Origin of the sequence: Paucisalibacillus globulus (assembly GCF_900184735.1) — a bacterium.
Lineage (GTDB): Bacteria > Bacillota > Bacilli > Bacillales > Amphibacillaceae > Ornithinibacillus > Ornithinibacillus globulus_B.
In genome coordinates, this window is record NZ_LT855392.1 from 179,533 (window position 1) to 192,300 (window position 12,768).

Annotated in this window: 11 protein-coding genes; 1 reads left to right on the forward strand and 10 read right to left on the reverse strand. The window is 38.6% G+C overall.

Going from position 1 to position 12,768, the window contains the following annotated elements:
* Nucleotides 1–17: 17 nt before the first annotated feature.
* From BN999_RS11845 to BN999_RS11890, 10 genes are all read right to left on the reverse strand, one after another.
* Nucleotides 18–992, reverse strand: a complete 975-nt coding sequence (locus BN999_RS11845; protein WP_255247452.1) for a branched-chain amino acid ABC transporter permease — start codon at nucleotides 990–992, stop codon at nucleotides 18–20.
* Between the two features lie 20 nt (nucleotides 993–1,012).
* On the reverse strand, nucleotides 1,013–1,873 hold the full coding sequence (locus tag BN999_RS11850) for a branched-chain amino acid ABC transporter permease (RefSeq protein WP_096271626.1): 861 nt from the start codon (nucleotides 1,871–1,873) through the stop codon (nucleotides 1,013–1,015).
* Nucleotides 1,874–1,885: 12 nt separating this feature from the next.
* Nucleotides 1,886–2,593, reverse strand: coding sequence for an ABC transporter ATP-binding protein (locus tag BN999_RS11855; RefSeq protein WP_096271628.1), 708 nt, complete (start codon nucleotides 2,591–2,593; stop codon nucleotides 1,886–1,888).
* Complete coding sequence (locus BN999_RS11860; protein ID WP_096271630.1) at nucleotides 2,577–3,344, reverse strand: ABC transporter ATP-binding protein; 768 nt, start codon at nucleotides 3,342–3,344, stop codon at nucleotides 2,577–2,579. Before BN999_RS11860 ends, BN999_RS11855 begins: the two co-directional genes overlap by 17 nt.
* A gap of 83 nt (nucleotides 3,345–3,427) precedes the next feature.
* A complete protein-coding gene (locus BN999_RS11865; RefSeq protein ID WP_176481958.1) occupies nucleotides 3,428–4,621 on the reverse strand; it encodes a substrate-binding domain-containing protein in 1,194 nt (397 codons plus the stop codon).
* A gap of 82 nt (nucleotides 4,622–4,703) precedes the next feature.
* A complete protein-coding gene (locus BN999_RS11870) occupies nucleotides 4,704–5,699 on the reverse strand; it encodes a 3-oxoacyl-ACP synthase (protein ID WP_096271631.1) in 996 nt (331 codons plus the stop codon).
* Nucleotides 5,696–6,112 carry a MaoC family dehydratase gene (locus BN999_RS11875; RefSeq protein WP_176481971.1) on the reverse strand — a complete coding sequence of 139 codons (417 nt, stop codon included), beginning with the start codon at nucleotides 6,110–6,112 and terminating at the stop codon, nucleotides 5,696–5,698. Before BN999_RS11875 ends, BN999_RS11870 begins: the two co-directional genes overlap by 4 nt.
* 12 nt (nucleotides 6,113–6,124) lie before the next feature.
* Entirely contained in the window at nucleotides 6,125–7,609 is a 1,485-nt protein-coding gene (gene menE / locus BN999_RS11880; protein ID WP_096271633.1) for an o-succinylbenzoate--CoA ligase, read from the reverse strand.
* Nucleotides 7,610–7,612: 3 nt separating this feature from the next.
* Nucleotides 7,613–8,227 (reverse strand): TetR/AcrR family transcriptional regulator, encoded by a 615-nt coding sequence (locus BN999_RS11885; RefSeq protein WP_096271635.1) that lies wholly within the window; start codon nucleotides 8,225–8,227, stop codon nucleotides 7,613–7,615.
* Between the two features lie 147 nt (nucleotides 8,228–8,374).
* Nucleotides 8,375–11,626 (reverse strand): BTAD domain-containing putative transcriptional regulator, encoded by a 3,252-nt coding sequence (locus BN999_RS11890; protein ID WP_096271637.1) that lies wholly within the window; start codon nucleotides 11,624–11,626, stop codon nucleotides 8,375–8,377.
* A 189-nt stretch (nucleotides 11,627–11,815) separates the two neighbouring features.
* On the opposite strand from BN999_RS11890, the gene msrA reads away from it, so the two are divergent.
* Nucleotides 11,816–12,340 (forward strand): peptide-methionine (S)-S-oxide reductase MsrA, encoded by a 525-nt coding sequence (msrA, locus tag BN999_RS11895; protein ID WP_096271639.1) that lies wholly within the window; start codon nucleotides 11,816–11,818, stop codon nucleotides 12,338–12,340.
* Nucleotides 12,341–12,768: the final 428 nt, after the last annotated feature.

The following is a 12,768-nucleotide window of genomic DNA, read 5'->3' on the forward strand; positions in this document are numbered from 1 at the left end:
ATCTAATCCCTCCCCCATCATCCGGCTTTTTTACTTGGTATTTTTTGTTTAGAGCCATTTGAGAGTTTAGAACGAATAGTACCAACTAGACCCAACGGGAAGAATATAACCACAAGGATGTAAACTGTACCATACAGAATAATCCAACGTTCAAATATCCAATGAACATTCGCTAGCCCTGAAATCCAGTGGTGTGCAAGTTCAATTAAAGCTGCCCCTAAGATTGGACCTACTAAGGTTCCAACTCCTCCAATAATGGTCATTAACAACACATCAATGGTGACATCCGTAGCAAAGACACTAGTATTTACAAAGCGAAGGGATAACATATATAGAACACCTGCGAAACTCGCAACAATCCCTGAAACAACACTTACTAATACTTTATAATGTAGTACCTTAAAACCAAGTGAAATGGTACGTTCCTCATTCTCACGTATTGCTACTAGTACCCTACCAAATGGAGACTGTGTCATTCTTCTTAGACCAAAAAAGATTAATACTAGGCAAACAAGACTGACAATATATATGGTGGTCGAATCCCTTAAAAACTCTGGAACTTTAAACGTAAATCCATCATTCCCTTGTGTTAAGGAACGCCACTTTTCTGCTGCCACTAAAAATAAGCCAGCAAAAGCAAGTGTGAGCATCGCGTAAAAGTGACTTTTTAACCTGAGCGTCAATACACCGACAATAAAACTCACTATAGCAGCAAAAAGAACGGCAACTAAAATTGCAACTAGCAATGCACCGAAACTTGCATCATAACGATCCATAAAAATAGCCGTCGTGTAGGCACCTATACCAAAGAACATTGCGTGACCAAATGAAATTATTCCTGTATAACCTAATAAAAGATCATAACTCATCGCAAAAATAGCAAAAATAAAGATTTGGGTGATCATAAACTGAACACTACGTCCAGTTAAGATAAACGGCAGAATTAGCAATATTACTGCGACACCAAGATAGATAAGATTACTTTTCGACATACTTTTTAATATCATGCCAATCACCCCTTCACCTTAAATAATCCTTGAGGTCTAAATATCAACACAACCGTCATAATGAGCATATTTACAGCTAGTGAAAGTGCTGGAACGTAATACGCCATAAATGCTTGTGCTAAACCAACAAGTATTGCTGCAAACAAGGAACCTGTAAAACTTCCCATTCCACCAATGACAACAACGATAAAGGCAAGTATAGAGAATTCCAGTCCCATTTCAGCATAAATAACCCCTGAATATGGTGCATGTAAGACCCCGCTAAGCGCAGCAAGTGCAGCTCCTACCATAAATACCGCCATAAATACAAAGCGGATATTGATTCCTAGTGTTTGCACCATTTCTCTGTCCATTACTCCCGCTCGAACAATTAAACCTATTCTTGTTTTCTTCAGGATTAGATAAATGGTTAAAAACAGCAGCAACCCAATAGCAATAATAAATAAACGGTATTTAATCAAAATAACATCGCCCATTTGAAAGCTTCCTTCCAACCATGCTGGTGGATGTACCGCCTTCTGATCCGGTCCGAAGACAACCTTAATCAATTCTTGAAGAACAAGCATAAATCCTAACGTAATTAAAATTTGTTGGATATGATTTCCGTATACCGGTCTAATAATCAATCTTTCCGTAATTAATCCCAGTACCAAACCAGTAATAATGGCTACTATGATAGCTAGCAGGAAACTATTTGTTATATAGTAAATCCAAACACCAGCATATGCACCCCAGATAAATAATCCCCCGTGTGCAAAATTTAACACGCTCATTAAACCAAATATTAAGGTTAATCCAGCTGCAAGGAGGAAAATCAGCATACCTGTTGCAAGTCCGTTAACAGTTAAACTAGCAATTAAATCCATGTTTTCTCCCCCTTAAGATACACCAAGATATTTTTTCATTAATGCCTTATCTTGTTTTAGTTCTCCCATTAATCCGTTGTGGACAGTCTGACCATCATCGATAATGTAAAATCTGTCACCAATTTTACTTGCCATTAGGAAATTCTGTTCTACTAATAGAATCGTAGTTTTTTCCTTCATTTGAAGAATCGTTTCCATAACCTTTTCTACAACTATTGGTGCAAGACCTTTGCTGGGTTCGTCAATAAGAAGCAAATCATTTTCATTCACATAAGCACGGGAAATGGCTAGCATTTGCTTTTGTCCACCACTTAGTTGACCACCAGGCTTTTTCCAGAACTTTTTCAGATCGGGAAACAAGTCTAAAATCCATTCTAAACGTTCGGTTGTCTCCTGATCTTCACGCTTCATAGCTACACGCAAATTTTCTCCAACCGTTAGGTCCCCAAATATCCCTTGGTCCTCTGGTACATAGCCAATACCTTTATTGGCAATTAAATGGGGTTTCTGATTAGAAATCTCCTCATCTTTAAAGACAATAGAGCCTTTAGATACCGGATTTAACCCCATGATCGTTCGTAAAGTGGTTGTTTTTCCTGCGCCATTTCTTCCTAGAAGGACGGTAACTTCACCTTTTGGCACCTCAAAGTTGATATCATGTAAGATATGAAATTGCTGAATATAGGCTTCCACCTGGGAAAGTTTAAGCAAGCTGCTCATCGTACATTCCTCCTAGATATGCTGATTGGACGGTTTCATTTTCGACTATTTCATCTGGCGTTCCTTTGGCAATTAATTCTCCGTGGAATAGTACAAGGACTTCATCCGATAAGTCCATAATCATATCCATCTTGTGTTCAATTAACACGATCGTTCTATCTTCTTCTGCTTTTATCTGCTTAATAACATCTATGATCGCCGGTACTTCCTCCAAGGACATCCCTGCTGTCGGTTCGTCTAATAATAATATTTCTGTTTCCAGCGCTAACAACATAGCAATCTCTAACTTTCTTTTCTCACCATGTGCTAAGTTAGCAGCAATATGGTTCGCTTTATCATCTAAAAGCACTCTTTCTAAAATGGTGAATGCTTTTTCTTCAAATTTCTTGTAATGCAAGAAGTGTTTAATCATTTGATACCGCACATTTGCTTGGGATTGAACAGCTAATCGTACATTCTCTAAAACAGTTAAGTTTGGAAACACATTGGTTATTTGAAAGGATCTACCGATACCAAGTCTTGTTCTATCTGTTGCAGATTTCTTGGTGATTTCGTTCCCTTTAAAATAGATGGAGCCCTCTGTAGGAGAAAGTTGGCCGCTTAGTAGATTGAAAAAAGTGGTTTTACCAGCGCCATTGGGGCCAATGATTGATGTGAATTTTTTATCAGGTATTTGTACGGTGACATGATCTACTGCTGTGTGACCACCAAATTTTATTGTAAGGTCTTTTGTTTCTAGTACGTAATTCATGTTGCTCCTCCTTTATGTTTTATTCTATGTATTAGGAAGGGAAGAACCCTCGCCAGGTGGCAAGGGTGTCCCAATTATAATTCCTAGTTCATGATCGGCGGTGCTGTTTCTTCTGGTGTTAGTACACGTTTTAAAACGGGAACAGGGTAGTCAAATTCATCGCTTTCTTCCAATGTAACCGAATACATTTCTTGTAATGCTTGATGATCCTCTTCACGGAACGTCATGGTTCCTTTTGGCGTTTCAAAACTCATACCTTCCATTGTTTCGATTAATTTAGCTGCATCAGTATCTCCGTCTGTCTTTTTAATCGCTTCAACGATTGCTAATGCTGCACTCATTCCGCCTGCGGTGAACAAATCAGGAACTTCATCAAATTTATTTTTATGTTCTTCTACTAACCAATCATTTACCTCGTTATCAGGTAAGGTGTGATAATAAAGTGTAAAACCTTCCATACCGATTAATGGTTTCATAGTTGGTAGTGTTGCAATATCAGCTACCCCCGTTGTAACCTTAATCCCTTGCTCTTCTACTTTCATATCAACAATTTGCGTCCATGGTGTATTTGCACCTGCCCAAACTACATATAAGTAATCAGGTTTTGCCTCGATAATTTTTTGGATATTTGCAGTGAAATCTGTAGCATCCGGAGCTGCATATTCCTCATGAACAAGTTCAGCTCCTAGCTCTTCAGCTGCAGCAATAAATGCTTTTGCACCATCATGCCCAAATGAATAGTCTGGAGCAAGTGTTGCAATTGTTACACCTTCACCGGCAACAGCAGCTGCGGCTGCGGCTGCATCTTGTGAGGAATTTCTCGCAGTCCTGAAAACATAATCATTATATTCTGATCCAGTTATACTATCTGCTGCTGCCGGCTCGACAACCATAATCGTTTCATATTCTTCCGCCAGTGGCGTTACAGCCAATGTATCACCAGAGCTTGAAGACCCAACTAAGAAATCTGCTCCATCGTCTTCTAATAGTTTAAGAGCTTTTTGACGGGCTACTTCTGGGTCTGTTTCAGTATCTTCAATAATGTATTTAATTTTCTTACCAGCAACCTCCATTGTTCCATCTGTTGCATACTCAAGACCTAATTCAAATCCACGTACTGTCTGTTTACCGTATGATTCCAGTGCACCAGTCTGGGAAGCAAGTACTCCAATAGTAATGGTATCGTCAGAATCACCAGAAGTACTATCTCCACAGGCTGCTAAAATCCCTACAACTAGGAGAGTAAATAAAATGCCCATTATTCGTTTCAATTTCATCTTTAGGTTCCCCCTTATTTTTTAAAATCAGAACTTAGTCAAATCATAACGACAACTAGTTACAAGATAGTTACAAACTCCTCTACTGCCAACGTATCGCAGTGGCAGCCCAGGTATAGCCTGTTCCGGCTGATACAACTACAGCAATATCGCCCTTTTGAAGTAATCCTCTTTGCTCTGCAAAATATAAACCATAACAAGGATCTAGTGCTGACATATGGCCATGATGAGTTAAATAGATTGCTTGTTCTTCCTTTAAGCCCACTTTCTGGGTAATTTCTGTAAACATGGATTTTTTCGTATGTAGTGGTAGAAGTACTTTTAAATCTGAAAGAGAGGCTCCACTTTTTTCTAGTGATTGTTCGATGACGGTAACAAAGTTGCGGACGGACACTGGATCGAGACGTTCCTTCATTCCTTTGGGATTAGGAACATCAATATAATGCATTTCTTTTTCAACAACTTCAGAGCTTACTGGATGTACTGACCCCCCTCCTGGAATTAACACGTCCTTACTAAAAGATCCATCTGTGATAATCTTTGAGGCTAGTATTTCACTTTTTGTTGCATTTCTTGTTACTAGAGCAGCTGCTCCTCCATCAGCAAAGTTAAACATAAATCTTGAGCGCGGGTTGTCGTAATTTACAATTTGCGATTCTTTTGAGCCACCAACTAGTAAAATATTATGAATGCTATTATCGGAAACTAGCATGTCCTTACTCACTTTTACAGCCAAAGGAAAACAAGAGCTAACATTCATCATTTCAAAGGAATATGCATTCACTGTACCTAGTTCATATTGTATTTTGGAAGAAGCTGTCCATACTTGGTAATCCTTAAACGGGCTACCAAAATAAATCACAACATCAATGGATTTCGGATCAACATCCTGTAATATCTTTTTTCCAGCAGCAATTGCTAAATCCGATGCATGCATGGTATCAGGTGCAATTCTTTTCTCAAAGAGTCCAAATTTATCCCGAATAACGTGCTCGGGTATTTCTGTTTTTACTGCAAGTCTTTCTGCAGTTTCTATTATCTCCGGTTCGTAGATACTTACCCTTTCAATTCCAATCATCCTCTAAACTCCTTCTTTGGTAGTTTCATAACACCTTCACCATCCAGGACTATCTCCCCGTTTTGATTAAAACATGTTGTCCTAACGGTTATTAATCGTTTACCCTTGTCTAATGCTAGAACCTCACCACAAGTTGTAATCGTATCTCCGATGTATACCGGCTTTGTAAAAAGTAAGGTTTGAGAGACATAGACGGACCCTGGTCCAGGAAGATGCATTCCTAGTAATCTAGAAAAAAAGCTTGCCGTTAATAGTCCATGGCTAATTCGTTCCTGAAAGTATGTATTTGTAGCGTATTCCTTATCCATATGAATTGGATTGTAATCACCACTTAATCCTGCAAATAGAATAAAATCCGTTTCCGTTACGGTCCGAGAAAATTGTGCTTTCTGTCCTATAGTAAAATTCATCAGGCTTTCACCTCTCTAGTTTGGTTGTTTTTCTAATGCCTTTTTATCTATCTTGCCAGTAGCATTCTTTGGCAAATCATCTAAAGTGATGAATTGTTTAGGCACCTTATACTTTGCTAACTTTTCCATACAATAGTTTTGAATCTTCTCTACGGACAGCTCTCTTCCATTGTTAAGAGAAATAAAAGCTATTGGTATCTCTCCCCATTTCTCATGTGTGACTCCAATTACAGCTGCTTCATTTATTTCAGGAAGTTCCTTCAATACCTGCTCAATTTCCAGCGGATAAATATTTTCACCACCAGAGATAATCATGTCTTTCTTTCGACCTGCAACATAAATAAAACCTTCTTCATCCTGTCTCATGAGATCTCCTGAATGAAACCAACCATTACGTAATGCTTCACTTGTTTTATCTGGTAATCCCCAATATTCCTTCATGACATGTGGACCTCTAATCAACAATTCTCCAATTTCTCCTGTAGGAACCTGATTGCCATCATCATCAACTAAAGCTATGTCACAGAACATGACTGGTTTTCCAATAGAACCAACCTTCCTTCTATAATCTTCTTTCGATAACATAAAGATGGTTGGGGATGTTTCTGTCATACCCATTCCTTGTCCAAATGGCAGCCCCCTATCTAAAAATGCTTCAATTAATTCCTTTGGACAAGGTGCTCCACCACTGTAGAACCATCGCACAGATTTAAACTCTGCCTCTTCAAATAAGACATGCTTACGAATTGCATCATGAATAGTTGGGACTCCCATAACAATTGTGACAGATTTTTCCTCAATTAATTGAATGGTATTTCCAGGATCAAATCTATTTGGAACAATAATAGTTCCACCAGCAAGCAAAGTAGGGAAAGCAAATAGTCCAGTACCCCCGATATGAAATAAAGGTAATAAGACGAGGGTGCGATCATACGACGTAATATCAATTGCATATTGATTATTTAGCGCATTCCAAAATACATTTGCTTGTGTTAGTACCGCACCTTTTGGGCGACCAGTTGTCCCAGATGTGTAGCAAATAATAAATGGGTCATTTTCAATATCAATACAAGGTTCTATTAATTCTTTAGTGGACTTTTCGAACCTCTCCCCGAAACAGTAAGCGTTTTCAAAATTAACGTGACTACTTAGCTGTTTGTGTTGTTCAGCAGTTGCATTCTCATATAAAATAGTTCGGGCTCCACTATCCTGTATTTGAAATGTTAGTTCCGTAATAGACAACCGAACATTTAACGGTACGGCTACTAATCCTAGTTGGGCAATTGCAAAATATGAAATCATATACTCGGAACGATTTTGCGATAGGATAACAACCCTTTCTCCTTTTTCCATTCGGAAGTTTTTTTGAAGATGAGTAGCCATTTTCAAAACTTCCCTTGATAGTTCTCTGTACGTGTATTCACGCTCTTCATTTATCAACGCTATTCTATCAGGTGTAATAAATGCCCTTTTATGAATCCAATGAGATATAGGCTCCATGTTTTAACCCTCCAATGTATGATTTAATCCTTTAAAGATTAATTCCATTGCTTCATCAAAAACAGTATCTGGAACAGATTTATCATCCCAATAAATCCATCTCATTCCGATAAACTGACCAATCCCCATTAAGCAATAAGCAACTGTTTCTGAATTTAGAGGCTTACACTCCTTATTATCTATTGCTAATTCAATAGACTTGATGAAGCCTGTTGCAATTTTGTCGTAGTACCATCGATAAAGAGCTTGATCTACTAGAACGGATTGTTGGATAATACTATAAAGATTTCGATGGCTAATTAACCACTCAAAAAATGCTTGGTATCCTGCGCGTTGTTTTGCTTCAAAGGATTGTTCCTTTTCCATAGCAACTTTAATTTCATAACGAAAGTTCGAGCTTAGCTGTTTGATTAACTCCTCAAAAACAGCTTTTTTGGTTGGAAAATAATTATAAAATGTTCCTTGGGCTACTCCTGCTGTTAACGTAATTTCAGCTACGGAAGTTTCAAAATATCCTTTTTCACCAAAGATTTGTTCCGCGGTATCTAATATCTTTTGTCTTGTTCTTTTTCCTTTTGTTGTTAATTCTGCAATTTTATTTTCTGACAACTGACTCACCTCTCACTTTTATATTATAATGAGTATTCTGAAAAGTATCAAGTGTATTTTAAAATAATGTTATTTTGATAATGAATCGTAAGTCACAGCTTGAAAATACAGACTATAAACACAAAGAAAAAACCCTCTATATCATCATAGAAGGTTTTAATAACGATTCAATTCTTCCGAGCCAATAATCATGTGGTACATCTCTTTTGTCGGCGCCATTGGCTCGACACCTAATTCATCGTCTAAGACATCACAGCATTTTTCGTACCATTTAATAGCCTGAGGGCGATTGTTTTGTTGATAATAACTATACATGAGTAGTCGATATGCTTCTTCCCATGTGCGATCAATACTAATTATATTTTCACATAGCTCGATACAAGCGTTGAAATCTTGTAATCTTACATTTATTTGGGCTAATTTCTCTGCCCCTCGTAAGTAGAGTGTTTGGATTCGTTCTCTTTCTGATTGACACCATGATGCAAAGCGAAGATCTTCCAAATAACTGCCCCGATATAGCTTGATACCCTTTTTTAATAATTCTTTGGAGCGACTATCATCTTTCTCCTCAATCCCTCTAGTGATCCAATTCTCAAAGTCATGTACATCGAGCTCATAAATTGATTCAGGATTTAAGCCATAATAACTTCCTTTACGAATAATAAAATAAGAGTCTTCTCGAGCTTTTCTTTTCGGTTCGAGTGCCTTTAGTAGTGCATTAAATGATACTTTAAAATTCTTATTTGCATTATCTTGGTCTTGGTCTGGCCATAGCTTTGTAAAAATCTCTTCTTTGGATAATAGTTTCTTTCGGTGGGTGACAAATAATTCAAAGAGTTCCTTTGCCTTCCCTCGTTGCCAGTCACGGTCCTCCAACTGTTTGGATCCAATGGTTACCCGTAAATAACCTAATGCTTCAATGGTTAATGTATAGCCCGGATGATTGTTTATATCCTCGTTAAGTTGTAATTCTGTCATGTATTTAGAGACTAACTGTGTTTCTACTCCAAGCTTTTTCGCTTTTAACAATAGCGGAGCAATATTCTGTAAATCAGTCGGACCGAATACGGTTTGTTTCTTCAGGAAAAAGTCATACCCTTCTGTATGGATCTCCTGTAGGAAACGTTCTATCGCTTCTTTAAATGCTTGATCATTTTCTTCCTTATGCGCAACATACGCGATCCAGAAAGCGGTTACCATAATCCCATAACCATCACCACAACTAATGAAATCATCATGAACTTCAGAAAGAATAACTTTTGCTTTTTCATAGTTTTGATGATAGATTTCGATTAATAATAGACTTACTTTGATTAAAGCACTTAGCCACTTATCTTTTACCTTCTCCGTCTCGGCAAGCCCTCTTCTCGCTGCTTCAATAGCATGCTCATACTCTAGGTTTCTACCAAATAAAATGGAGAGTCCCATATATGGCTCTGCTTTTCCTCTGGAAATATTTATTTTTTCCATCATTTCAAGTGAAGTTTCATAGCACTCTTTCGCTAGCTTTGAGTCATAACGATCCGATAACTGTACAGCATGTCCCATTCGCATCCAACCACATGCCTCTACAAATGGAGACTGTGTTGTGAGTCCTAATTGAATGGCGTCGGAAGCAAGTTTTTTACTTTCTTCAGCATTTCCCATAAAAGCCTCAATCAAAGATAAGATTAAATCAGTCTCTCGATGAGATTGTGGTAAATGCTTGGACAATGAGGTGGCAGATTGTTCCTTCCGTTTGCTTAAGACTTCTTTTGCCTTTGCAAGTCTTCCTGTCCGTAATAGAATTCTTCCTTCTAAATTCCCATCATCAATGGGTATATTCAATGACTTTGCCCTGTCAAACCACGTTTCTGCCTTGTTAGCCTGTCCTAGATTTAGTAGATTTTCAGCGAGCAATTGATATAACTGTGCCATCTCTTCTTTTGGCGCGTTAGCTTTTTCCCTCATATTGATCGCTTGTTTTACAAAGCGCTCCGCTTGATCTGGTTGTATCGTATCTAAATATATTCTTGCCTTCCCCTCAAATGCTAGACCAATTAAATTATAATGCTCCTGATCATAGCCAGGAATAATACTAATGATCCGGTCAAAGTTCCTTTCCGCTTTATCATATTGGGAACGATATCGTTCAATCTCCCCTTGGTAAAAGTAAAGTACCGGATATACTTCTTTATATTCATCAGGAATACATGTTAATAGGTCATATAAATTTTGCAGTCTTCCTGAACGTAGCATGATCAGTCCATAGTCATGTAATAGTGCTGCCATTTGTGGGAATTTCTCTATTTTACGATAGTGATATAGAGCGCCTTCCACTTCACCTTGACGCTCAAAATATTGTGCAGCTCTTACATGTAAATTCGTGTATTCAGATTGATAGTTTTTTTGTAATCGATTTTCCAAAAAGGCTTTGAACAACGCATGGTATCGAAAGTAGTTTTCTTCCCCTTCGACAATAAATAGATTCTGCTCCAGTAGGCCATTTAAAATATCCTCTGAACCTTTGATTTGCAAAACATGGTCACAAGCCCGTGGTACCAAAACATCCATAATACTAGACTGTAGTAGAAACTGTTGAATTATTAATGATTGTTTACTCAGCACTTCAGATGCCAGATATTCAAAGAGGTCTTCTAAGGATGTTTGGCGATTTAGAAAAATGGATTCAATGGAAGTTTCGTCCACCAATTGCTGGGTTAACATATTAAACGCAATAGCCCAGCCTTCTGTTAATTCATAGATTTTTTCTACCTTTTCATCTGTTAATTCAATATTTAGTAGATCCTCTAAAACAAAGTACATCTCATTTGCCGAAAGTATCAAATCGTCTTGGGTGATTTCTAGTAAATCTCCCCTCACCTTCAACTTTGGAAGAATAGCCCATTTTGGCTTATTCCGGCTTGAAATAACAATATGCACATTCGATGGTGCATGTTCCAGTAGAAATAATGTCCACTTTTCTATTTCATAAGAAGCATTCACATGATGATAGTCATCCAGAATGATGGTTATATTTTCTTTTAAATCCATTAGCTCATTAATAAAAGTCGATGCCAATGAATATATTTGCTCGGTATCTACATAATGCCCCATCTCGTTAAACTTTTGATTAATATTTTTTCCAAAGGTTGGATAAAGCAATTTGACAGATTCCACTATCTTTGTAAAGAAAGGCAAAATATCATCATCTGTAGCTGAAATGGAGTACCAACACGCCTTCACATTTGTATCATGCATATATAAAGCAAGTGCTGTACTCTTTCCATATCCTGCTCCAGCATAAAGTAGTGTTAACGTGTGATTCGAAATAGCCGAAAGTTTGCGATTTAAATTCCCACGCCGTATAAACCGATCCCGAATCGGCGGTGGTGCATACTGGCTTTGGACAATCGGAATACTTCGCATCACATTCACTCCTTCCTCAATCTATCGTACAAAAGTCTTAATCTTCTATCATTTTAACACAAATAATAGTATCGTGAATATTTCCTTGTGTCAGTTGTTACAAAATGTGATATAGTTTTTTAATACTATATTCTATTTTCATACAATTTATGATGCAGCTCGTCTGCAGTTGGTTATGGAGGAGATAAAATGACAACTCAAAGAAAAGCAACTTTTGCTGGTGGATGCTTCTGGTGTATGGTAAAGCCTTTCGATCAATGGGATGGTGTTCATGCAGTAGTATCCGGCTACACTGGTGGACATGTGGAGAACCCCACTTACGAAGAGGTTAAAACTGGAACAACCGGACATTATGAAGCAGTCGAAATCACTTTTGACCCAAGCATTATTTCCTATAATGAAATACTAGAAGTATTCTGGAGACAAATTGACCCTACCGATGCAGGTGGTCAATTCCAAGACCGCGGCGATCAATATCGCGCTGCCATCTTCTATCATGATGAAGAACAACAAAAGTCTGCTGAAAGCTCTAAGCAAGCACTAGCAGAGAGTGGAAGATTTTCAAAACCAATTGTTACTGAGATATTGGAAGCTGTGACTTTTTATCCAGCTGAAGAATATCATCAGGATTTTTATAAGAAGAGTGAAAAAGAGTATAAAGAAGACCGCGCCAAATCTGGGCGTGATGAATTTATAACGGAGAATTGGCAGTAGTTGAGTGAGCATCCTAGAGGTTAGGATGCTTTTTTATGGGGAAAGGGGCGAATTCTCTTGCAGGACGGGAACATGATTTCCGGGTTTGGGCACATGCTCGTGCGTTGCGGGTTCATGCTTGCCAAGTTCGGGCGCATCCTTGTGCGGGGCGGGAACATGCTCATCGGGTTTGGGCACATGCTCGTGCAGGGCGGGGACATGCTCACCGGGGTTGGGCGCATCCTCGTGCAGGACGGGGATATGCTCCCCAAGGTTGGGCGCATCCTCGTGGGGCAGGGACATGCTCACCGGGGTTGGGCGCATCCTCGTGCGGGGCGGGTTCATGCTTGCCAAGTTTCGGCGCATGCTCTCGCAGGGCGAGACATTCTCACCGGGTTTGGGCGCATACTCAAGGGTAGCGGGCTCATGCTTCTTAAGTTTAGGTACAT